This is a genomic window from Kitasatospora sp. NPDC059577 (assembly GCF_042735475.1).
Classification (GTDB): Bacteria; Actinomycetota; Actinomycetes; order Streptomycetales; family Streptomycetaceae; genus Kitasatospora.
Map to the genome: position 1 here is coordinate 74,062 of NZ_JBHWBZ010000019.1, position 21,425 is coordinate 95,486.

Here is a 21,425-nt window from a genome sequence, read left to right on the forward strand (position 1 = left end):
CACGGGAGCGCGACAACATCACCTGGTGATGTGAAGATCTGACGGCCATACAGGGAAAGAAACGGACAAAAGGAGCGCCGCGCCGCCTCTCGCTTCTATCGCCATCTCAGCCATGAGATATGGTCTGCCGAGTGACAGGCGACTACCTCACCCGTATCGGCACCCTCATCCGTACCGCGCGTCAGCACCGCGGCTGGTCCCAGGCGCAGCTCGGAGAAGCGCTCGGCACCAGCCAGAGCGCGGTCAACCGCATCGAACAGGGCAAGCAGAACGTCAGCCTTGAGATGATCGCCCGCATCGGCGAAGCCCTCGACAGCGAGATCGTCTCCCTCGGCTACTCCGGCCCGATGCACCTGCGCGTCGCCGGCGGCACCCGCCTCTCCGGCGCCATCGACGTCCGCAGCAGCAAGAACGCGTGCGTCGCGATCCTCTGCGCCTCGCTGCTGACCACCGGTCGCACCACGATCCGCAGCGTCGCCCGGATCGAGGAGGTCTACCGCATCCTCGAAGTGCTCACCAGCATCGGCGTCAAGAGCCGCTGGATCAACGAGGGCCGCGACCTCGAACTCACCCCGCCCGCCGAGCTGAACCTCGACGCGATGGACGTCGAGGCGGCCCGGCGGACCCGCAGCGTGCTGATGTTCCTCGGCCCGCTGATGCACCGCGCCCAGCGCTTCGCCATCCCGTACGCGGGCGGCTGCGACCTCGGCACCCGCACCGTCCAGCCGCACCTGACCGCGCTGCGCCGCTTCGGCCTGGAGGTCGCCACCACCGGCGGCGCCTACCACGCCTCGGTCGAGCCGGGTGCCCCGCTGGACCGCCCGATCGTGCTGACCGAGCGCGGGGACACCGTCACCGAGAACGCCCTGCTGGCCGCCGCGCGGCACGACGGCGTGAGCGTCATCCGCAACGCCTCGCCCAACTACATGGTCCAGGACCTCTGCTTCTTCCTGGAGGAGCTGGGCGTCAGGATCGAGGGCATCGGCACCACCACGCTCACCGTGCACGGCGTTCCGGAGATCACCCGCGACGTCGACTACACCCCGGCCGAGGACCCGGTGGAGGCGATGAGCCTGCTCGCCGCCGCGGTCGTCACCTCCTCCGAGCTGACGATCCGCCGGGTGCCGATCGAGTTCCTGGAGATCGAGCTCGCGGTGCTGGAGGGCATGGGCCTCGACTACGACCGGACCCCCGAGTACCGGGCCCACAACGGTCACACCCGCCTGGTCGACCTCACCGTGCGCCCCTCCAAGCTGACCGCGCCGGTCGACACCATCCACCCGATGCCCTTCCCCGGCATCAACATCGACAACGTGCCGTTCTTCGCCGCCATCGCCGCGGCCGCGCACGGCACCACGATGATCCACGACTGGGTGTACGACAACCGCGCGATCTACCTCACCGAGCTGACCCGTCTCGGCGCGGACGTCAAGCTCCTCGACCCGCACCGCGTGCTGGTCCAGGGCCCCACCCGCTGGCGCGCCGCCGAGATGATGTGCCCGCCGGCCCTGCGCCCGGCGGTCGTCATCCTCCTCGCCATGCTCGCCGCCCAGGGCACCTCGGTCCTGCGCAACGTCTACGTCATCAACCGCGGCTACGAGGACCTCGCCGAGCGCCTCAACTCCATCGGCGCCCGGATCGAGACCTTCCGCGACATCTGACGGTCCGTCAGCGAACTGTCCGCCGCCTGCCGTCCGGACTCAACCGGTGAGTCCGGTCAGCAGGATGGCCACGTCCAACCCGGTGTCCAGGTAGTCCACGAACACCGGGTTGTTCAGTGCCCAGGGCGACCGCCGTTCCCGGATCAGCCGGACCGCCTCACCGGTGTCCAGGCCCAGGTCGACCAGGGCCTGCGCCACCACCAGGCCCGAACGGTTGTAGCCCGAGTGGCAGCGCACCAGCGTCCGGCGGCCCCGGCGGACGGCCTCCGCCGTGAGCTCCGCCGCCTCCCGCACGGCCTCCAGCTGACCGGGGGAGAGCGGGGCGTCGGGCACCTCCCGGACGACGTGTTCCACCCACGGCGCCGGGCCGTGCCCGGGGAGCGTGAACAGACTGACCACCAGGTCGAACTCGTCGCGGACGACGGCGGGTTCCAGATCGCCGCCGGGCGGGGTGAAGCAGTGCCCGCCCATCCAGAGCCCGGGGGCGATCTCGTTCCAGGGCTCCGACGGCCCGGGGGTGCCGCGTTCCTTCTGGCGGGTCCGCACGACCTGCTCCCTCTCCGTCGGCCCGCCCGGCCCCCGGCCCGGGTGCTACTCGCCGGTGCTGCCGTCGAGGTGCTCGCGCAGCAGGTCGGCGTGGCCGTTGTGGCGGGCGTACTCCTCGATCATGTGGGTGAGGATCCAGCGCAGCGGGAAGACCTCCTCGCCGTGGTGGCCCAGGACGTCCAACGACTCTGCGGCGGCGACGAGTTCCCGGGCGCGGTCGCACTCGCGGTGCCAGCTCGCGAAGGCCTCGTCCGGGTCGGCGTCCTCCACGTCGAACTCGACGAAGGAGCCGTCGGGGTGCTTCCGGAACCCGGGCAGCCCTTCGCCGTCGAGGACGTTGCGGAACCAGCCGCGCTCCACCTCGGCGAGGTACCGGACCAGACCGAGCAGCGACAGGGCGGAGGGCTCCAGCGCCCGGGCCCGGAGCTGCTCGGTGGTCAGGCCCGCGCACTTCATCGCGAGGGTGTCGCGCTGGAAGTCCAGGAAGCCTGCCAGGGTGGTGCGTTCGTCGGCGGTCCGCGGGGTCTCGGTGCGCCGGTCGGCCGTCATTCCGGTGCGCTGGGCGTCGGTCACGGGGTCATCCTGCCGGGCGGTCGGCGGGTTCGCCCGGCATTCCACGGACCGGGCTCAGCCCGACCGCTCCAGCCAGCGCAGCGCCCCCTCGACGTCCGGGACCACCGGCACGCCGTCCGGCACCGGCGGACGCTCCACGACGATGACGGGCAGCCGCAGCCCGCGGGCGGCGGTGAGCTTGGGCGCGGTCGCGGCGCCACCGCTGTCCTTGGTGACCACGACGTCGATGTCGTGCGCGCGCAGCAGCGCCAGCTCGCCCTCGATCGTGAACGGGCCCCGGTCCAGCAGGACTTCGAAGGACGGCGGCAGCGGCGGCTCGGGCGGGTCGACCGAGCGGGCGAGGAAGTGGACCCCGTCGAGGTGGGCGAAGGCGGCGACGCTCTGCCGCCCGGTGGTCAGGAAGACCCGCTCGCCGCGCCGCGGCAGCAGGTCGGCCGCCGCGGCGAGCGACGGCACGGGGAGCCAGTGGTCCCCGTCGACGCGGGTGAAGCCAGGGCGGCGCAGCACCAGCAGCGGCACGCCGGCGGCGGCGGACGCCAGGGCGGCGTTGTGCGAGATGCCGGCGGCGAACGGGTGGGTGGCGTCGACGACGGCGTCCACCCGCTCGGCGCGCAGCCAGTCGGCCAGGCCGTCCGGGCCGCCGAAGCCGCCGATCCGCACCTCCCCGGCGGGCAGCCGGGGCCGGGCGACCCGGCCGGCCAGCGAGCTGGTGACCCGCAGGGACGGGCGGCCGTCGAGGGCCGCGGCCAGCGTCCGCCCCTCGGTCGTCCCGCCGAGGATCAGCAGGTGGCGCATCACGCCCCGCAGGGCTCGTGCGGGCGTTCGCGGTCCGCCGAGTAGAGGTGGCTGTCCCGGAAGTGCTCGGCGGCCAGCGTCCGGCCGACGATGATGACGGCCGTGCGGACCACGCCCGCCGCCTTGACCTGCTCGGCGATGTCGCCGACCGTGCCGCGCAGCACCAGCTCGTCCGGGCGGCTCGCCATCGCGACGACGGCGGCCGGGCAGTCGGCGCCGTAGCGCGGGAGCAGCTGCTCGACCACGTCGTCCACGTACCCGGCGGCCAGGTGCAGCACCAGCAGGGCGCCGCTGCGGCCGAGGGTGTCGAGGTCCTCGCCCTCGGGCATCGGGGTGGCGCGCTTGGCGATCCGGGTGAGGATGACGGTCTGGCCCACGGTCGGCACCGTCAACTCCCGCTTCAGCGCGGCCGCGGCGGCGGCGAAGGCGGGCACACCGGGGACGACCTCGTAGGGGATGCCGGCCGCGTCGAGGCGGCGCATCTGCTCGGCGACGGCGGAGAACACGGACGGGTCGCCGGAGTGCAGCCGGGCGACGTCCTTGCCCTCGTGGTGGGCACGCGCCATCCGCTCGACGATGCGGTCCAGGGTCATCTGGGCGGTGTCGACGAGCAGCGCGCCGGGCGGGCACTCGTCCAGCAGCTCGCGCGGAACCAGGCTGCCGGCGAACAGGCAGACCTCGCTGCGGGCCAGGATGCGCTGGCCGCGCAGGGTGATCAGGTCGGCGGCACCCGGGCCGGCTCCGATGAAGTAGACGGTCACGAGGCGTCCTCCTGGGGGGTGTCGGTCCTGACGGCGGACCACTGGGTGACCGGCATGGCCTGGCGCCACCCGGTGAAGCCGCCCACCGGGACGGCGTGGGAGACGGCCAGTTTCACGAGCTCGCCGCCGTGCCGCCGGTACCACTCGGTCAGCAGCGCCTCGGACTCCAGGGTCACGGTGTTGGCGACCAGCCGGCCTCCCGGGCGCAGCGCCGCCCAGCAAGCCTCCAGCAGACCGGGTGCGGTGAGACCGCCGCCGACGAACACGGCGTCCGGGGTGGGGAGTCCGTCGAGGGCTGCGGGCGCGGGGCCGGTCACCACGCGCAGCCTCGGCACGCCGAGCGCGGCGGCGTTGCGGGCGATCCGCCCGGCGCGCACCGGGTCGCGCTCGACGCTGACCGCCCGGCAGTCGCGGTGGGCGCGCAGCCACTCGACGGCGATCGAGCCCGAGCCGCCGCCGACGTCCCAGAGCAGCTCGCCGGGGGAGGGGGCGAGCGTGGCGAGGGTGGCGGCGCGGACGTGCCGCTTGGTCAGCTGGCCGTCGCTCTCGTACGCGGTGTCGGGCAGGCCGGGGACGAGGGAGGTGCGGGGGCCGTCGCCGAGCTCGACGGCGATCAGGTTCAGCGGGTCGCCCGGCGGGTGCGGCCAGCCGTCGGCGGGGCCGTGGAGCTGCCGTTCGCGCGCGTGGCCGAGCTTTTCCAGCACGCGCAAGCGGGCGGTGCCGTAGCCGCGCTCGGTGAGCAGGGCGGCGACGGCGGCCGGGGTGGCGGCGTCGGCGCTGAGCACCAGCAGGCGGCGGCCGGGGTGGAGGGCGAGCGCGAGGGTGGCCGGCGGACGGCCGACCAGGCTGACCACCTCGGTCGCCTCCAGCGGCCAGCCGAGCCGGGCACAGGCGTAGGAGACGGAGGAGGGGTGCGGCAGGACGCGCAGCCGCTCGGCCCCGACGGTCTCGGCCAGGGTGCGGCCGATGCCGAAGAACATCGGGTCGCCGCTGGCCAGGACGGCGACGCGGCGGTCGGCGTGGGCGGCGAGCAGTCCGGGGACGGCCGGGCGCAGCGGGGAGGGCCAGGGGACGCGCTCGGCGGTGACCTCCTCCCGGGGGAGCAGGTCCAGCTGGCGGGGGCCGCCGATGACCACGTCGGCCTCCCGGAGCGCGGCCCGGGCGGTGGCGGCGAGGCCGGGCCAGCCGTCGGCCCCGATCCCGACGACGGTGATCGGGGGTGGCAGCTCGGGCACCGGGTGGCTCCTCGTCGTTCGATCCTGCGGTTGTCGCGACTCGTGGTCCCGCGGTCCCGGGGTCTCGCGGTCCCGGGGTCCCGGGGCCCTGGAGTCCCGGGGGCCTGGGGCCGGCGATCCTGCCGGCCGGGGCAGCCTACCTGGCGGTATCCAGGGGGTAACGGGGCGGTCCTGGTGGCCGGTCCGTCCGGACCGGGTCCGGTGGGGGCGGGGGCTCGGGCGGCTGACGATCGACGGGTTTCAGATGACAGATTTCATCATCTGTTCGCTGAAAGCTGTCAGCTGTGATCTGTCAGCCGCGATCCGTCACACGCGATCCGTCGCCCGTCCCCGCTCACCCGCTGCGCCGCTCGCGTCCTGCGCCGCTCACCTGCCGCACCCGGTCACCGGTCCGCCCAGTCCCCCGAAGCGATCAGTGCCGGCCGCTCGCGCAGTCGGGCTTCGGCGTCCGGCCCGGCCAGGTAGACCCACGCGTCCCGCCGCCCGCCCGGCACCGCCGTCCGGACCGCCAGCCGCCGCCGCACGTACAGCCCTGTCCCGTCCGCCTGGCACTCCTCCAGCAGGTCGAGGGCGGCGAGTGCTCCGGCGTAGGCGCTCGGGCGAATGGTGATCAGCTCGCCCACGATCCGCCGCCCGGGCGTCGCGTCGAGCACCGCGTACGGAAAGCCGGGGCCCTCGTGCAGTGCGGCGCCGTCCAGCACGGCCGGCCGGACGTCGGCGCAGCGTCCGGCCAGGTGTGCGGCGTGGTTGCGGCCGCCGCTGCGCAGAGTGCCGTAGACGAAGAACGGCAGCTCCTCCTCGGACGCGGACACGGGTTCGACCTCCTCGCTGGGGAGCGCCCACGGTACGTCCTCCGGTCCGGTTCGTGATACCGACTGGCGCGCCGGGCCGGTCATGCGCTGTCATATCGGATGTTCGGCCAGCACCGTCCAAGGGGGACACACATGACATCGCCCGCCTCCTCCCAGCCGGCCACCACCGCCGGTGCCGCCCCCACGACCCCCGCCACCCCCGTCACCCCCGCCACCCCGGGGAGTCCCGCCGACGCACCCCCTGCCGACGCACCCCCCGTGGCCCTCACGAAGACCGCCACCGTCGGCCCGCCCCCGCCCGCCGACGCCCGCCCGGCCGGCCGCCTCGGCGGTGCGGTCTGGCTGGCCCTCGCCGTGGTCTACGTCGTCTGGGGCTCGACCTACCTCGCGATCCGGATCGCGGTGGAGACGATGCCCTCCTTCCTCTCCGCCGCCGCCCGCTTCCTCGTCGCGGGCTTCCTGTTGGTCGGCTACCTGCTGGTGCGTCAGGGCCCGGCCGGGCTGAAGGTGAGCGGGCGGCAGCTGGCCTCCGCCGCTCTGGTCGGCCTGCTGCTGCTGACCGGCGGCAACGGACTGGTGGTCCTGGGCGAGACCTCCGTCCCCTCCGGCCTGGCCGCCCTGCTGGTGGCGGCCGTCCCGCTGTGGATGGTGGTGCTGACGGCCTTCGGCGGCGAGCGCCCGAAGGCCGCCGAGCTCGCCGGGGTGCTGCTCGGCCTGGTCGGCCTCGGTGTGCTGTCGGCCCCGGCGATCGGCGGGTCCGTCGCGCCGCTCGGCGTGGTCCTGATCATCTGCGCCACGCTGTTGTGGGCGGCCGGCTCGTTCGCGAGCAAGAAGGTCCCGATGCCGGGCAACGTGCTCGCCGCGAGCGCCTACCAGATGCTGGCCGGCGGGTTCTGCAACCTGCTGATCGGACTGGTCCGCGGCGAGCAGCGGGGGCTGGACCTGGCGGCCGTCTCCGGCCGGTCCTGGCTGGCCCTCGCCTACCTGGTGCTGTTCGGCTCGCTGCTCGCCTTCACCGCGTACGCCTGGCTGCTGCGCTCCGCACCGCTGACGCTGGTCGCCACCTACGCGTACGTGAATCCGGTGGTGGCGGTGCTGCTGGGCTGGCTGGTCCTGGCCGAGCCGCTGACCGGCCCCACCCTGGCGGGCGGGGGGATCGTGGTCGCGGGCGTCTGCCTGGTGGTGAGCGTCAGCCGGCGTCCCGGGCGTCGTCCCGGGCGTCGTTCTGGGCGTCTCGGGTCGGAGCCGTCCGCTCGTAGGTGAGCACGACGTTGCCGCGCTCGAAGACCCGGCTGTCGGTGAGGGTGAAGGCGCGGGGCGTGAAGCCGGCGGCGCCCGGGGCGAACAGCGGGATGCCCGAGCCGATCACCACCGGGTACTGCTTGACGATCAGCTCGTCGATCTCGGGCAGCAGCTGACCGGCCAGGTCGGCACCGCCGCAGAGCCAGATGCCGAGCCCGTCCTCCGCCTTCAGGCGGCGGACGACGCTCAGCGGGTCCTCGGCGGTGAGCTCGACCGCAGGGTCCGGGCTGGTGTCGAGGGTGCGGGAGAAGACGATCTGCCGCAGGTGGGCGTAGGGGTTGGCGATTCCGAGCCGGATCCCCGGCTCGTAGGTGCCGCGGCCCATGAGCACGGTGTCGAAGCGCTCGTTGGGGGCGTCGGCGATGCCGACCGCCGCCCGGCCGAAGGTGGGGATGGTCTCGGGGTACTCGCTGTAGAGCGTCGGGGCGTAGTCCTCGGTCACGTACGGCATGAAGACGCCGAAGTCGCCGTCCGGGGCCGCGATGAAGCCGTCGATGCTGGCGCCGATGAAGTAGGTGAGCTTGCGCATGCAGGTCCTTGGGGTCGAGGAACGGGATTCGGGGCGCGGTGCGGGCCGGGACCGGCCTGCTCGGCGAACCACGACAACTATAGTACTCCACATGTAGTGGTTGCCAGGGGTGTGCCGCTCGAATCCCACGCGGTCCGATTTCACGCGGTCCCGATGCCGTACCGCCCCGATCCGGTACCGCCCCGATCCGGTACCGGCCCGAGGCCTCGACGTCACAGGGGGGAGAATCGGCCCATGGTCCAGAACCCAGCCCGCCGCACCGCCCTCGCCGACGCCGCCATCGAGGTCCTCGCCCGCGACGGCGCCCGCGGCCTCACCTTCCGCGCGGTCGACGTCGAGGCCGGCGTCCCCAAGGGCACGGCCTCCAACTACTTCGCCAGCCGGGACCACCTGCTCCACCAGACCGCCCGGCACATCCACCACCGGCTCATCCCGGACCCGGCGATCCTCGACGAACTGATGCGCGCCCCCCGGGACCGCGCCCTGGTCACCGCCCTGATGCACGAGCTGATCCGCCGCATCACCGCCGACCGGGCCGGCTACCTGGCGATGCTGGAACTACGACTGGAGGCGACCCGCCGCCCGGACCTGAGGACCCAGCTCACCGGCACCATCCGGGACGACCTGGAGGCCAACGTCGCCTACCACCTGGACGAGGGCTTCCCCGGCGACCGCGAGACCGTCCTCGTGCTCTACCTCGCCATGACCGGCCTGATCCTCGAACACCTCACCCTGCCCGAGGTGTTGGGCGTCGACGGCTTGGCGGCGCTGATCGACACCATCGTCGAGCGGATCGTCCCGGCGGTCTGACCGCTCCGGGGGCCGCGGTCGCCCCCGCGCGTCGGGTTCGCGCGTCCGGTTCGCGGGGGCGGGTCGCCGGGTCACCAGGTCGCCGGGTCGGCGCCTCGGGGTGGGCGGAGCCTTCGGGTCAGAGGGCGTGCGGCGGCTTGCCCGTCCACCAGTTGCCGGGTGCGTCGGGGTCGCGGCTGGTCCAGTACTCGATGATCGCGGTGGTGAACTCGGCCGCGGACAGGACGCCGTCGCCGTCGGTGTCGAGGTGGCGGAAGGCCTCGTCGGCGTCGTCGCGGCAGAGGCCCGCGAAGTGGCCGCGTTGGAAGACGAAGAACTCGCCGGCGTCGATGGTTCCGCTGCGGTCGGCGTCGGCGACGGCGAGGAAGGCCTCGGCGAGTGCGCCGAGGCTGTCCCGGGCGGCTTCGGGGTCGTCGGCGAGCGACCCGGTCGAGGCGACGAACTGGTCGCGGGTGATCGCCTCGGTGCCGGCGGGCAGCCGGGCGAGGTGCAGGTCGTGCCAGATCGTCAGGTAGGCGCGGACGATGACGGCCTCCGCCTCCGAGCCTTCCTGGTGGCCGAGCGAGCGGGCCACCGAGTGGCCCATCAGGACGTGGTCCCGTTCGGTGATGAGTCCGTCGCCGTCGGCGTCGAGGTGATCGAAACCGTGGTTGATCTTTGCGATGAGCAGGTCGTCCGACAATGTGCCCCCTCGGCTGGCGATTCCTGGCTCTCCTACGTCACATCGCCTGCACGCTAACCCCTTGAGCCGTGCTCGCGCAGCTGAACGAACGGCGAACGGCCGTGCCGGTCCGTCCCGGCGCCGCCCGCCCGTCAGTCCTCCTGGTGGTCGGCCCAGACGTACGTCTCCGGCAGCAGGTCCCGCACCGGGACGGTGCGCAGCGCGGACCCCCGCCCGACGATGATCCGCAGATCCGGAAAGTAGTCCAGCAGCGCCTGGCGGCAGCGACCGCACGGCGGGATCACCCCGCGCTCCCGGTCGCCGACCGCCACGACGGTGGTGAGCTCGTACGCGCCCTGCCCGGCCGCCGCCCCGATGAGCACCAGCTCGGCGCACGGCCCGCCGGTGAAGTGGTAGGCGTTCAGGGCGGTGACGATCCGCCCGTCGGCGTTGCGCCCGGCGGCCGCCACGGTGTGGTTGTCGCCCCGCGCGTACCGCCGGGCCACCTCCCGGGCGGCCGCGACGAGCTCCGTGTCCACGAGCGGGTGGTCATGGGTGGACATGGTGGTTGCCCCTCCTCGATCGGATCCGACGGGATCCGATCATGATCCACCGGCCCCTGGACGTTCCAGTGCTTTCCTGGGTCACGGCGCCGCCGATGACCCCGTGCCGCCGGTCCTGCCGCGCCGCTCGCCCGGATGCCCCGACCCGACGGGCGTCCTCAGCGCGCCGCCGCCAGCAGCTCCCTGGTGTACTCGGTGTGCGGCGCCTCGAACAGCCGGTCCCGGTCGGTGGACTCGACGAGCCGGCCCCGGTGCATCACCGCGACCCGGTCGCAGAAGTGCCGGACCACGGCGAGGTCGTGCGAGACGAACAGGAAGGCCACGCCGAGGCGTTCGCGCAGCTCCATCAGCAGGTTGAGCACCTGTGCCTGCACCGAGACGTCGAGTGCCGAGACCGGTTCGTCCGCGATGATCAGGCGCGGCTGCGGCGCCAGTGCCCGGGCGATGCCGATCCGCTGGCGCTGCCCGCCGGAGAACTCGTGCGGGTAGCGGTCCAGGTGCCCGGCGCTCAGCCCGACCTGCTCCAGCAACTCGGCCGAGCGCTCCCGCCGTTCGGCCGCCGTCAGCGCGGTGTGCAGGCGCAACGGGGTGTCGAGGGTCCGGGCGATGGTGCGGCGCGGGTTCAGCGAGGCGTACGGGTCCTGGAAGACCAGCTGGATCTCCCGGCTGAGCCGGCGTCGCAACTCCCGGTCCGGGCGGGTGACGTCCTGGCCGTCGTACGACACCCGACCGCCGGTGGGCCGTTGCAGGCCGGCCAGGACGCGCGAGGTGGTGGACTTGCCGGAGCCGGACTCGCCGACCAGGCCGACCGTCTCGCCGGGCGCGATCCGCAGGCCCACGCCCTCGACCGCCCGGACCGGCTCGGCCCGCCGGCCGGGAAAGCGCCGCCGGCCGGGGAAGTACACGGTGAGGTCCTCCACCTCGGCCAGCCACCGCTCGGGCCGCTCGACGACCCTCGGGCGGAACGCCCACGACGGTGACGGTTCGTCGACAGTGGGCAGTGGGCTGCCCGGTACGGAGTCGAGGCGCAGCGCCGCCCCTACGAGCGAACGGGTGTACGGTTCGCGCGGTGTGGCCAGCAGCTCGGCCGTCGGCGCGGACTCGACGGGGACGCCGTCGCGCAGCACCAGGGTGCGGTCCGTGGTCCCGGCGACCACGCCCAGGTCGTGGCTGACCAGCAGCACCGCGGTGCCGTGCTCGCGCTGCAACTCGCCCAGCAGGTCGAGGACCTGCCGTTGGACGCGGGCGTCCAGGGCGGTGGTCGGCTCGTCGGCGATCAGCAGCCGGGGGTCGTTCATCAGCGCCATCGCGATCATCACGCGCTGCCGCATCCCGCCCGAGAACTGGTGCGGGTAGTCGCGCACCCGGGCCGTCGGGATGCCGACCCGGTCGAGCATCGCGGCCGCCCGCCGGCGGGCCTCGGCGCGGCCCGTCCCGGGGTGGTGCAGCCGGTACGTCTCGGCGAGTTGGGCGCCGACCCCGTGGAAAGGGCTGAGCGAGGCGAGCGCGTCCTGGAGGACCAGCGCGGCCCGGCCGCCCCGCACCCCGCGCAACGCGGACTCCCCGGCACCCACCAACTCCTGCCCGTCCAGACGGATCGAGCCGGTGACGGTGGTGGTGCGCGGGTCGTGCAGGCCGAGGACGGCGAGGCCGACCGTCGACTTTCCGGAGCCGGACTCGCCGACCAGGCCCAGGACTTCACCCGGTGCGAGGTCGAACGAGAGCCCCCGCACGACGGTCACCGGCGCGCCGCCCCGTGGGCCGGCGAACGTGACGGTCAGGTCGCGGACACTCAGCACCGGCTCGGCGCCGTCCCCACCGGCACCCGCGGCGGCGTAACCCGCACCCGTATCAGTGGACTTCATCGGAACACTCCCGTCAGCTCAGTCGGACACGCGGGTCGAGCCAGGCCACCGCGAGGTCGGCCAGCGCGACGAACAGCACCACGAAGCAGGCGGCGAACAGCACCGCGCCCACCACGGCGGGCAGGTCCTGCCCGGCGACGGCCTGCGCGGCGAACCGCCCGACCCCGTTCAGCCCGAACACCGTCTCGGTGATCACCGCTCCGCCGAGCAGCGCACCGGCCTCCAGCCCGAGCAGCTGCACCAGCGGTCCGGCGGCGCCGCGCGAGGTGTACTTGAGGTGGGTGCGCAGCCGTCCGAGGCCCTTGGCGCGGGCCGTGCGGACGTACTCCTCGTTCATCGTCTCCAGTAGCTGCGAGCGCGAAAGCCTGGCGAAAACGGCCGAGTTGACGAATCCGAGGACGAGCCAGGGGAGCAGCATCCCGCCCGCCCAGGCCGCCGCGTCCTCGGCCGGCGGGGTGTAGGAGGGAAGCGGCAGCAGACCGGTGGAGTAGACCAGGAGCCACTGGGCGACGTATCCGAGGAAGTAGATCTGCACGCTGGCGCCGACCAGGGTGAAGCCGGACAGCAGCCGGTCCGTGCGCCGTCCGTGGAACAGGGCGGAGACGAACCCGCTGCCGAGGCCGAGCACCAGCAGGACGGCCAGTGCCCCGGCGGTCAGGGAGAAGGTGACCGGCAGGTGGTCGGCCAGTGCCTCACTGACGGGCTGGTGCAGCCGGTAGGAGTAGCCGAGGCAGGGCGCGGCGCAGTGGAGGGCCGAGCCGTCCACGTCGTTGATGTCCCGCCCGGCGACGACCCCGACGAGGTAGTCGGTGTACTGGGCGACGAGCGGCTGGTCCAGGCCCATGCTCCGGCGCACGGCCGCGACCTGTCCGCTGTCGCAGCGCGGGCCGCAGGCGGCGCGGGCCGGGTCGGCGGGCGCGGCGTAGAAGAGGGCGAAGGCGGCGGCGGATACCGCGACCAGGACGGCGAGGGCCTGGACGGTCCGTCGCAGGACGAAGGAGAGCATGGCCGATCCGGGGGTCTACGTGGCGGGGAGACGAGGGGCGCGAGGGGGGCGAGGGAGAGGGGGGAAGGAGCGAGGGGACGAGGCCGGGAGCGTCGGACACACTCCACCCCCGTTCGGGGGGGGCGGAGGTGGGCCCGACCGCTCCCGGGCCTCGGTGCGTCAGGACTTCAGGTACAGCCAGGACAGCGAGACCGTCCCGTAGATGGGGTGGATGAACGCCCCGCCGACGTTGCTGCCGCGCAGTTGGCTGGTGGTCGGGTAGGCGAACGGCAGCACCGGAAGGTCCTTCATCACGGTCTGCTCCAGCGCGTACAACTCCTTGGCCTTGGCGCGCGGCTCGCCGATCCGGTTGATCCGGTCGATCTCCTTGTCCACCTCGGGGTTGCGGTAGCGCGCGGAGTTGACGTCGCTGCCGGCCCGCCCGTCGAAGGAGAACGGGATCAGCGTGGACGGGGTCGGCCAGTCGACCGAGGAGGTCTCCTCGAACAGGTCGTACGGGGAGTCGCTGCGGTGCACCTCGTCCAGGAAGGCCTTGGGGTCGACGGGCTTGGGCACGACGGTGATCCCGGCCCTGGCGAAGCCGTCCACCAGCACCTGGGCGACGCGCTGCCCGTTCGGCGTGTTCTTGTACGCGTAGGTCAGGCTGCCCGGCGCCTGCCCGGCCTTGGCGAGTTCGGCCTTGGCGGCCGCCGGGTCGCCCTCGGGCCCGGCCGGGTGGAGGTCGTACTTCTGCCAGTCGATCAGGGCGGGGGAGCTGAGGGTGGTGGCGAGCTCGCCGGTCCGGGCGCCGCCCTGGACCTGGCGGGCCTGCCGGCGCGGGTACGCGAGGTCCAGCGCCTTGCGGACCGCCAGGTCCGGCACCCGCTCGTTGTTGATCACCAGCTGGGTGACGAAGGCGCCCTGCCGGCCGGTGACGACCAGTTCGCCGGCCCCGGGGTCGGTGTCGGTCGTCTGGTAGAGCTCGGGGGAGAGGGGGTCGGCGGCGGTGGTGGCGTTGGCGCCGCCGTCCCGCCCGGAGAGGATCTCCTGGTTGAGGTTGAGTGCCTCCTTGCCGTACGTGAAGACGAACTTGTCCGGGTACTGGGTGCGGATCGGGTCCGTCTCCGGCTTCCACGCCGGGTTGCGCTCCAGCACCATCCGGGTGTTCTGGACGTGCTCGACGATCCGGTAGGGGCCGGTGGCGAACGGCAGCCGGTCGTAGTCCGTCCCGGTGTCCTTGTCCCGGCGCACCGGCGAGGAGGAGGACTGTGCGGCCATGTACGGGACGTCGGCCTGCGGCTGCGGGAAGTGGAAGACGACGGTTCGCTCGTCCGGTGTCTCGATCGCGGCGAGGTCGCCGTCCTGCGGGCCCGCGTACTTGGCGCGCGCCGCTTCGTAGTTCGCCTCGCCGGTGAGCCACTGCGGCCAGTAGGGCGGGCCGACCTCGTAGCCCTTGCCGAAGGTCCGCTCGATGCCGTACTTGACGTCCTGGGCGGTGATCGGCCGGCCGTCCTCCCAGGCCACGCCCTGCTTGAGCCGGTACGTCCAGGTGCGGCCGCCGTCGGCCGGGGTGCCGGTGTCGGTGGCGAGGTCGCCGACCAACTTGGCCTTGCCGTCGACGATCTGATACTGCGTCAGCTGCCGCCCCCAGAGCAGCGAGGCGTTGTAGGCGGCGCCCGCGTAGACCTTCTGCGGGTCGAGGTGGCGGAACTCCACACTGTTGTACACGTTCAGCGTGCCGCCGGCACGGGCACCCGGGACGGCCGGGGCGGGGCCGGCGCTCTCCTGCTCGGTGCCGAGTGCGGCGGTCAGCGGGGCGGTCTCCTCGGCGGAGGCCCCGGCACCGGCGGGGCCGGGGCCGCCCGCGCCGGCCGAGCAGGAGGTCGCCAGCAGGGCGGTGGCGACGACGGCGAGGGACGGTCTGGTCCAGCGCATGGGGAATCTCTCCTCGCCCCGGCGGATCGCGCCGGGGAGGCTCGGGTTGACGAACGGGAACGGTGTGGCGGGTGTGCCGTCGTGCCGGGGTTGCCGGGGAACGGTGCGTGAACCGGAACGGTGCGTGAACCGGAACGGCGGCCGGACCGGAACGGCGGGTGTACCGGGACCGCCGGGTGCGGCGGGCGGGCTCGGTGGGCTCAGCGGGCGCCGGAGTACGGGTCCAGCGCGTCCCGGACGGCGTCGCCGAGCAGGTTGAAGGCGATCACGAACAGCAGCAGCGCGACGCCGGGGAAGACCATGTAGGTGGGATCGGCCCGGAAGACCTCCGAGCCGCGCGAGATCATCCGCCCCCAGTCCGGCACCGGCTCGGTGATGCCGACGCCGAGGAAGGACAGCGCGGCCTCGGAGGCGACGTAGGCCGGCACGGCCATCGTGGCGTGCACCAGCAGTTGCGAGCGCACGTTCGGCAGGAGTTCGTGGACGACGACGTGGAATCGGCTCGCGCCCTGGGCCCGGGCGGACTGCACGAAATCCCTTTCCCGGAGCGAGCGCACGCCGGCCCGCAGGGAAAGGGCGAGCGGAATCCAGCCGAACGCGGAGAAGACCAGGACCAGGACCAGGAATTGCATCCACTCCGGTTCCGCGGTGCCCGGATCGACCAGCCGGGACTGGATGACCGGACTGAGCGCGAGCAGCAGGAGCAGAGCCGGAAAGGCCAGCAGCACATTGGCGAGGAATCCGAACAGCCGGTCCGCGGTTCCGCCGAGGTAGCCGACCGCGACGCCCGCCGGCACGCCCAGCGCGGTGGTCACGGTGGCGGCGGCGAAGGCGACCAGCAGCGAGGTGCGGATGCCGTACAGCAGCTGGGTGAACACGTCCCGGCCGAGGCCGGGCTCCAGGCCGAACCAGAAGTCGCCGGAGATCCCGCCGTTCGGCAGCATCGGCAGGCCGCCCTCGCTGAGCAGGCCCGGGGTGTTCTGGCCGTAGTGTTCGGCCGGGTTCTTCCCGTACAGCGCGGCGACCAGCGGGGCCGCGGCGGCGAGGAGCAGGAACAGCACCACGACGGCCAGGGCGGCGGCGCCGACCCGGTCCCGCAGGATCCGGCGGAGCAGGTGCGGGGCCGCAGCGGGCGCGGGCCCGGCCGCGGGCGCTCGGACCGTGTCGGCCACTGTCATGAGGAGTAACCCCCGAATTCTCCGCCGCCCCGTGGGTGGGGGTGCGCTGGTGTGCATTTCCGGTCCGGCCCGCAGGGGTTTCCCGTGGGCCGTTCGAGTGACATCAGATCGGATGCGTCCGAGGTTCCGCAAATCCCGTCGAGGCCCATTCCGGGAATTCCTGCAGAACTGTTTCGGGAAATGTGGCGACTTCATTTCGGTGCAACACCGGCGTTGCAGGAGAACGGACATAAGCCTGCAAACCGGTTCGGCCGTCCCGCATTCTGAGACCTCCGCCACAGTCCGTCCGGTGTTGGTAGGCTCCCGGTGGGCTGCGACTGGCGCGCAGGGATGGAATCAACCATCGGGAAGCGGCCTCGTGAAACCTCACGTGAAGTTGCCGAGCGCCTGGGCCATCCGTATCCCCACCAGGAGACCGCCTTGGCCCAGCAGCCCCACACCGCCGCGACCCCCGCCGCCGACACCGCCTTCCGCAGCGCCCTCGACGTGGTCGCCGGCGTCGAACCGCGGATCGCCGCCGCCATCGGCCGGGAACTCACCGACCAGCGCGCCTCGCTCAAGCTGATCGCCAGCGAGAACTACGCCTCCCCGGCCGTCCTCCTCACCATGGGCAACTGGCTCAGCGACAAGTACGCCGAGGGCACCGTCGGCCGCCGCTTCTACGCCGGCTGCCGCAACGTCGACACCGTCGAGTCCATCGCCGCCGAGCACGCCCGCGAACTCTTCGGCGCCGACCACGCCTACGTCCAGCCGCACTCCGGCATCGACGCCAACCTCACCGCCTTCTGGGCCGTCCTCTCCCAGCGGGTCGAGAGCCCGGCCCTGGAACGCGCCCGGGTCCGCAACGTCAACGACCTCACCGAGGAGGACTGGGCGCAGCTGCGCCGGGACCTCGGCAACCAGCGCATGCTCGGCATGTCCCTGGACACCGGCGGCCACCTCACCCACGGCTTCCGCCCCAACATCTCGGGCAAGATGTTCGAGCAGCGCAGCTACGGCACCGACCCGGCCACCGGCCTGATCGACTACGACGCGCTGCGCGAGACCGCCCGCGAGTTCCGCCCGCTGATCATCGTGGCCGGCTACTCCGCCTACCCGCGCCTGGTGAACTTCCGCACGATGCGCGAGATCGCCGACGAGGTCGGCGCCACCCTCATGGTCGACATGGCGCACTTCGCCGGCCTGGTCGCGGGCAAGGTGCTCACCGGCGACCACGACCCGGTCCAGCACGCCCACATCGTCACCACGACCACCCACAAGTCCCTGCGCGGCCCGCGCGGCGGCATGGTGCTCTGCACCGCGGAGCTGGCCGAACACGTCGACCGCGGCTGCCCGCTGGTGCTCGGCGGCCCGCTCTCGCACGTCATGGCCGCCAAGGCCGTCGCCCTCGCGGAGGCCCGCCGCCCCGAGTTCCAGGCCTACGCCCACGCCGTCGTCGCCAACGCCCGGGCCCTCGCCGAGGGCCTGCTGCGCCGCGGCGGCACGCTGGTCACCGGCGGCACCGACAACCACCTCGTCCTCGCCGACGTCTCCGGCTACGGCCTGACCGGCCGCCAGGCCGAGGCGGCACTCCTCGACTCGGGCATCGTCACCAACCGCAACTCCGTCCCGCAGGACCCGAACGGCGCCTGGTACACCTCCGGCGTCCGCCTCGGCACCCCGGCCCTCACCACCCGCGGCCTCGGCACCGCCGAGATGGACGAGATCGCCGAGCTGATCGACACCGTCCTGCGCGCCACCACCCCCACCACCGCCGCCAACGGCACCCCGTCCAAGGCCGGTTACGCCCTCGACCCCGCCCTCCGCGACGCCACGGCCAAGCGCGCCGCCGACCTCCTCGCCCCCTACCCGCTCTACCCGGGCATCGATCTCGCCTGACCGACACCCCCGGGCTGCCGCATCCCCGGCAGCCCGGGCTCAGGGCCCGTCCCGGCGCCCCGGGTGACGATCCCGATCCCGCGCCGGTCCGGTCAGTACTGCAGTGACTTGTACTGCAGGAACTCTTCCAGCCCGTGGCGGCCCAGTTCGCGGCCGAGACCGGAGTTCTTGTAGCCGCCGAAGGGGGCGAGGGGGTTGAAGCGGCCGCCGTTGAGGTCGACCTGGCCGGTGTCGAGGCGGCGGGCGAAGGCGGCGGCGGTGTCGGTGTCGCGGGCCCAGACGCCGCCGGCCAGGCCGTACGGGGTGCCGTTGGCCAGCTCGACGGCGTGGTCCTCGTCGCGGTAGGCGAGGATGACCAGGACCGGGCCGAAGACCTCCTCCTGGGCGACCGCCATCTCCGGCGTCACGTCGGCGAGCACGGTCGGGCGGACGTAGAAGCCGGTGGGCAGTTCGGCGACGGGTTCCGAGCCGCCGACGACGAGCCGGGCGCCCTCGGCGAGCGCGCCGTCGATGTAGCCGCGCACCCGGGCCAGCTGCTTGGCGTTGACCACCGGCCCGATCCGGGTCTGCGGGTCGGTCGGGTCGCCGGGCACGTACTGGGCGGCGGCCTTGGCGGCCCGCGTGACGGCCTCCTCGTACTGGTCCTCGTGCACCAGGAGGCGGGTCAGGGCGCTGCAGGTCTGGCCGGAGTTGGCGAAGACGCCGGCGACGTTGTTCTTGACGGCGCGGGTGATGTTGGCGCCGGGCAGCACCACGTTGGCCGACTTGCCGCCGAGTTCCAGCGCGACCCGCTTGAGGCCCCGGCCGGCGGTCTCGGCTACCTGGCGGCCGACGGCGGTGGAGCCGGTGAAGGACACCACGTCCACCTGCGGGTGGGCGACGAGCGCCGCGCCCGCCAGCTCCCCGGTGCCGGTGACCAGGTTGAACACCCCGGCCGGGAAACCGGCTTCGTGCACCAGCCGGGCGAACAGCCGGGCCACCAGCGGGGTGTCCTCGGCGGGCTTGAGGACCACCGGGCAGCCGGCCGCGAGCGCGGGGACGACCTTGGCGACGATCTGGTGCAGCGGGTAGTTCCACGGGGTGATCGCGGCGACGACGCCGGCCGGCTCGGCGTGCACCACCGAGTTGCCGATGCGCTCCTCGAAGGGGTGCTCGGCGAGCAGGGTCAGGTAGGAGGTCGCCACGGTCAGCGGCAGCCCGGCGTGGACGGCGGCGGTGAAGCCGACCGGGGCGCCGAGTTCGGCGACCACCGTCTCGGTGATCTCGTTCTGTGCGGCGTCGAGCCCGTCCCGCAGCCTGGTCAGCAGGTCCAGCCGCTCCTCGCGGGTGGTCGCGGCCCAGCTCCGGGCGGCCCGGCGGGCTGCCGTCACCGCCGCGTCGACGTCGGCCGTCCCGCCGGCCGGTACCGTGGCGAGCACCTGCTCGGTGGCAGGGTTCAGTACTGCTGTCGAGCCGGGGTCTCCGGAGGGCCGCCAGGCCCCGTCGATGTACTGGTCGCTGTACTCCGCGTACTGCTGCACCGATTGTCCCCTCATCTGCTCAGCTCGTCTGCTCAGCCGTTTGACCGACGGCGCTCGTCGGAGGCCAGTCAAAACGGCCCGGGCGGGCGCGCGCAAGAGCCGGTCCGGCCCGGCAGACTTGCCGGTCACCGCGGGCCGAACCGCGCGGCGCACGCGTCGAACGGATCGGCACCCGGGCCGGTGCCACCCCCGGCGCCCTCCGAGTTGCCGGTCCCCGTGTCGCGCGGCAACCTGTCCCCGTGGCGCGTGGCGACCGGCACGCCGGGGTGCCGGCACGTCGGCGCCGGGTGCGGAGCCGACACCCGGGTCGTCCCCGGAACCGGTCATGCGGAGGCGTTGAACGGGACATGAGGAATCCCCGTCCGACGACCACCGTGTTCACCTTCCGGTGGTTCGGTGACGGTTCCGGAAACTCCCCGCGCGAAGACCTCCACACAGTGGTCGGTACGCAGGTACATTGCTGTGAACTCAGCGGCGGGGGAATACTGCTGACGATGTCTCGACGTGCTGCGCACGGTCGGGGCCGGCGCGTACCGCGACCGCCCCGGAACTCCCCTCCCGCTGAGGTCCGGTGAGAGATCCACCGGTCCACCCGTGCCCCGAAGGAGCTTCCATGACCGACGCCGCGTTGTCGGGCGAGTCGCAGCACACTGCCGAGCCGGCGAGCCTGGACGACGTCCCCGGGTGGTTCTGGGACCACGACCGGCATTCCTTCGAATGGTTCCTGGGGCGGCAGGAGAAGACCGGCGTCACCGGTGACCTGATGGAGATGGGGGCCTACCTCGGCCGTAGCGCGATCGTGATCGGCGAGCACCTCCAGCCCGGCGAGACGTTCACCGTCTGTGACCTCTTCGATTCGGACGCGCCCGACGACGAGAACGCCGCCGAGATGGACCTCTCCTACCGGAAGACGCTGACCCGCTCGGCCTTCGAGAGCAACTACCTGTCCTTCCACGACGAGCTGCCGGAGATCATCCAGGCGCCGACCTCGGTCCTGGCCGGCGGGAAGGTCCCCGTCGGTGCGTTCCGGTTCATCCACATCGACGCCTCCCACCTGTACGAGCACGTCGTGGGGGACCTCCAGGTGGCCCGGGTCGCCTTGCAGGAGCAGGGCGTCGTGGTGCTGGACGACTACCGCTCGCAGCACACCCCCGGAGTGGCGGCCGCGACCTGGGAGGCCGTGTTCAACCACGGGTTGAAGCCGATCCTGCTCACCGAGTGCAAGTTCTACGGCACCTGGGGCGACCCGGAGCCGTTCCAGCGCGAGCTGCTGGACCGGATCGACCTCGCGGCGGGCTGTCAGCTGAGTTCCGAGACCCTCAACGGTCGCCCGGTGCTGCGGATGACCGGGGACTCGGAGGGCATCGAGCGGTTCCGCGGCTCGCGCCACCACGGCCGGCTGGTCGCCGAGTCGGCCCGCCGGGAGGCCGAGCAGTCCGCGGTGGAGGCCGACCGGGCGCTCCGGTCGGCCCGCGACGAGGCCGCCGGCGACCTGGCCGCCCGCCGGGCCCGGGCTGCGGAGGCGCGCCGCCCCGTCAACGTCGCCAAGCGCGCGGCCCGGGACCTCCTCCCGCCCGTCGTCACCACCGCCATCCGCCGGGCCCGCCGCGGCTGACGGGTCCCCGTCCGCGGGAGCACCGCACCGCGGGGAGCACCGCACCGCGGCCGCCACGGACTGTCGCGGACTGCCGCCGACGCCGCGCGCCGCGGGAACGCCGCAGGGGCGGGGGGGACAAAGCCACCGCCCCTCCGCCCGGGGCCCCCCCCCCCCGGGCCGGGGCCCGGGGGGCCGGGTCCCACCAGGTGAGTTTAAAAA

Annotated in this window: 19 protein-coding genes and 1 riboswitch; of the genes, 5 read left to right on the forward strand and 14 right to left on the reverse strand. The window is 73.3% G+C overall.

Features of this window, described 5'->3' with window-relative positions:
• Positions 1–131: 131 nt before the first annotated feature.
• Entirely contained in the window at positions 132–1,661 is a 1,530-nt protein-coding gene (locus tag ACFV0O_RS17560; RefSeq protein WP_360249946.1) for a UDP-N-acetylglucosamine 1-carboxyvinyltransferase, read from the forward strand.
• A gap of 39 nt (positions 1,662–1,700) precedes the next feature.
• Here ACFV0O_RS17560 and ACFV0O_RS17565 read toward each other — a convergent pair whose 3' ends face one another.
• From ACFV0O_RS17565 to ACFV0O_RS17590, 6 genes are all read right to left on the reverse strand, one after another.
• Complete coding sequence (locus ACFV0O_RS17565) at positions 1,701–2,207, reverse strand: protein phosphatase (RefSeq protein ID WP_380342297.1); 507 nt, start codon at positions 2,205–2,207, stop codon at positions 1,701–1,703.
• 45 nt (positions 2,208–2,252) lie between these two features.
• Complete coding sequence (locus ACFV0O_RS17570) at positions 2,253–2,756, reverse strand: DinB family protein (protein ID WP_380342412.1); 504 nt, start codon at positions 2,754–2,756, stop codon at positions 2,253–2,255.
• Between the two features lie 78 nt (positions 2,757–2,834).
• Complete coding sequence (locus ACFV0O_RS17575; RefSeq protein WP_380342415.1) at positions 2,835–3,575, reverse strand: cobalt-precorrin-6A reductase; 741 nt, start codon at positions 3,573–3,575, stop codon at positions 2,835–2,837.
• Positions 3,575–4,336: a precorrin-4 C(11)-methyltransferase gene (cobM, locus tag ACFV0O_RS17580; protein WP_380342299.1), complete on the reverse strand. Its 762-nt coding sequence runs from the start codon at positions 4,334–4,336 to the stop codon at positions 3,575–3,577. The genes ACFV0O_RS17575 and cobM overlap by 1 nt, the downstream gene beginning before the upstream one ends.
• On the reverse strand, positions 4,333–5,571 hold the full coding sequence (gene cbiE, locus ACFV0O_RS17585) for a precorrin-6y C5,15-methyltransferase (decarboxylating) subunit CbiE (protein ID WP_380342301.1): 1,239 nt from the start codon (positions 5,569–5,571) through the stop codon (positions 4,333–4,335). Before cbiE ends, cobM begins: the two co-directional genes overlap by 4 nt.
• 383 nt (positions 5,572–5,954) lie before the next feature.
• The gene (locus ACFV0O_RS17590) at positions 5,955–6,383 is read right to left on the reverse strand and encodes a gamma-glutamylcyclotransferase family protein (RefSeq protein WP_380342304.1); all 429 of its coding nucleotides are present in this window, start codon (positions 6,381–6,383) and stop codon (positions 5,955–5,957) included.
• A gap of 132 nt (positions 6,384–6,515) precedes the next feature.
• On the opposite strand from ACFV0O_RS17590, the gene ACFV0O_RS17595 reads away from it, so the two are divergent.
• A complete protein-coding gene (locus ACFV0O_RS17595; RefSeq protein ID WP_380342305.1) occupies positions 6,516–7,646 on the forward strand; it encodes an EamA family transporter in 1,131 nt (376 codons plus the stop codon).
• Here ACFV0O_RS17595 and ACFV0O_RS17600 read toward each other — a convergent pair.
• A complete protein-coding gene (locus ACFV0O_RS17600) occupies positions 7,573–8,214 on the reverse strand; it encodes a dihydrofolate reductase family protein (protein WP_380342308.1) in 642 nt (213 codons plus the stop codon). The two genes, ACFV0O_RS17595 and ACFV0O_RS17600, sit on opposite strands and share 74 nt — an antisense overlap.
• A 234-nt stretch (positions 8,215–8,448) precedes the next feature.
• Here ACFV0O_RS17600 and ACFV0O_RS17605 point away from each other — a divergent pair, with 234 nt between their 5' ends.
• Positions 8,449–9,024, forward strand: coding sequence for a TetR/AcrR family transcriptional regulator (locus tag ACFV0O_RS17605; protein WP_380342311.1), 576 nt, complete (start codon positions 8,449–8,451; stop codon positions 9,022–9,024).
• A gap of 118 nt (positions 9,025–9,142) precedes the next feature.
• On the opposite strand, the gene ACFV0O_RS17610 is transcribed toward ACFV0O_RS17605, so the two are convergent.
• The 6 genes from ACFV0O_RS17610 to ACFV0O_RS17635 all read right to left on the reverse strand — a co-directional run bounded on the left by ACFV0O_RS17610 (position 9,143) and on the right by ACFV0O_RS17635 (position 16,211).
• Positions 9,143–9,706 (reverse strand): EF-hand domain-containing protein, encoded by a 564-nt coding sequence (locus ACFV0O_RS17610; RefSeq protein WP_360249922.1) that lies wholly within the window; start codon positions 9,704–9,706, stop codon positions 9,143–9,145.
• A gap of 131 nt (positions 9,707–9,837) precedes the next feature.
• On the reverse strand, positions 9,838–10,248 hold the full coding sequence (locus ACFV0O_RS17615) for a cytidine deaminase family protein (protein ID WP_380342314.1): 411 nt from the start codon (positions 10,246–10,248) through the stop codon (positions 9,838–9,840).
• A gap of 158 nt (positions 10,249–10,406) precedes the next feature.
• The gene (locus ACFV0O_RS17620; protein WP_380342317.1) at positions 10,407–12,113 is read right to left on the reverse strand and encodes a dipeptide ABC transporter ATP-binding protein; all 1,707 of its coding nucleotides are present in this window, start codon (positions 12,111–12,113) and stop codon (positions 10,407–10,409) included.
• A gap of 13 nt (positions 12,114–12,126) precedes the next feature.
• Positions 12,127–13,119: an ABC transporter permease gene (locus tag ACFV0O_RS17625; protein WP_380342320.1), complete on the reverse strand. Its 993-nt coding sequence runs from the start codon at positions 13,117–13,119 to the stop codon at positions 12,127–12,129.
• Between the two features lie 159 nt (positions 13,120–13,278).
• The gene (locus ACFV0O_RS17630; RefSeq protein WP_380342322.1) at positions 13,279–15,033 is read right to left on the reverse strand and encodes an ABC transporter substrate-binding protein; all 1,755 of its coding nucleotides are present in this window, start codon (positions 15,031–15,033) and stop codon (positions 13,279–13,281) included.
• A gap of 200 nt (positions 15,034–15,233) precedes the next feature.
• Entirely contained in the window at positions 15,234–16,211 is a 978-nt protein-coding gene (locus tag ACFV0O_RS17635; protein ID WP_380342325.1) for an ABC transporter permease, read from the reverse strand.
• A 303-nt stretch (positions 16,212–16,514) separates the two neighbouring features.
• A riboswitch (ZMP/ZTP riboswitch) is annotated at positions 16,515–16,611 on the forward strand.
• Between the two features lie 20 nt (positions 16,612–16,631).
• Here ACFV0O_RS17635 and ACFV0O_RS17640 point away from each other — a divergent pair.
• Complete coding sequence (locus tag ACFV0O_RS17640; RefSeq protein ID WP_380342328.1) at positions 16,632–18,089, forward strand: glycine hydroxymethyltransferase; 1,458 nt, start codon at positions 16,632–16,634, stop codon at positions 18,087–18,089.
• Between the two features lie 92 nt (positions 18,090–18,181).
• On the opposite strand, the gene ACFV0O_RS17645 is transcribed toward ACFV0O_RS17640, so the two are convergent.
• On the reverse strand, positions 18,182–19,624 hold the full coding sequence (locus tag ACFV0O_RS17645) for an aldehyde dehydrogenase family protein (protein ID WP_380342330.1): 1,443 nt from the start codon (positions 19,622–19,624) through the stop codon (positions 18,182–18,184).
• 598 nt (positions 19,625–20,222) lie between these two features.
• Here ACFV0O_RS17645 and ACFV0O_RS17650 point away from each other — a divergent pair.
• Positions 20,223–21,224: a class I SAM-dependent methyltransferase gene (locus ACFV0O_RS17650; RefSeq protein ID WP_380342333.1), complete on the forward strand. Its 1,002-nt coding sequence runs from the start codon at positions 20,223–20,225 to the stop codon at positions 21,222–21,224.
• Positions 21,225–21,425: the final 201 nt, after the last annotated feature.

Coding starts and splice junctions, on each gene's coding strand:
- ACFV0O_RS17570 (WP_380342412.1), bottom strand. CDS start 2,756: ATGACGGCCGACCGGCGCACCGAGACCCCGCGGACCGCCGACGAACGC.
- ACFV0O_RS17575 (WP_380342415.1), bottom strand. CDS start 3,575: ATGCGCCACCTGCTGATCCTCGGCGGGACGACCGAGGGGCGGACGCTG.
- ACFV0O_RS17595 (WP_380342305.1), top strand. CDS start 6,516: ATGACATCGCCCGCCTCCTCCCAGCCGGCCACCACCGCCGGTGCCGCC.
- ACFV0O_RS17600 (WP_380342308.1), bottom strand. CDS start 8,214: ATGCGCAAGCTCACCTACTTCATCGGCGCCAGCATCGACGGCTTCATC.
- ACFV0O_RS17605 (WP_380342311.1), top strand. CDS start 8,449: ATGGTCCAGAACCCAGCCCGCCGCACCGCCCTCGCCGACGCCGCCATC.
- ACFV0O_RS17615 (WP_380342314.1), bottom strand. CDS start 10,248: ATGTCCACCCATGACCACCCGCTCGTGGACACGGAGCTCGTCGCGGCC.
- ACFV0O_RS17620 (WP_380342317.1), bottom strand. CDS start 12,113: ATGAAGTCCACTGATACGGGTGCGGGTTACGCCGCCGCGGGTGCCGGT.
- ACFV0O_RS17625 (WP_380342320.1), bottom strand. CDS start 13,119: ATGCTCTCCTTCGTCCTGCGACGGACCGTCCAGGCCCTCGCCGTCCTG.
- ACFV0O_RS17630 (WP_380342322.1), bottom strand. CDS start 15,033: ATGCGCTGGACCAGACCGTCCCTCGCCGTCGTCGCCACCGCCCTGCTG.
- ACFV0O_RS17635 (WP_380342325.1), bottom strand. CDS start 16,211: ATGACAGTGGCCGACACGGTCCGAGCGCCCGCGGCCGGGCCCGCGCCC.
- ACFV0O_RS17645 (WP_380342330.1), bottom strand. CDS start 19,624: ATGAGGGGACAATCGGTGCAGCAGTACGCGGAGTACAGCGACCAGTAC.
- ACFV0O_RS17650 (WP_380342333.1), top strand. CDS start 20,223: ATGACCGACGCCGCGTTGTCGGGCGAGTCGCAGCACACTGCCGAGCCG.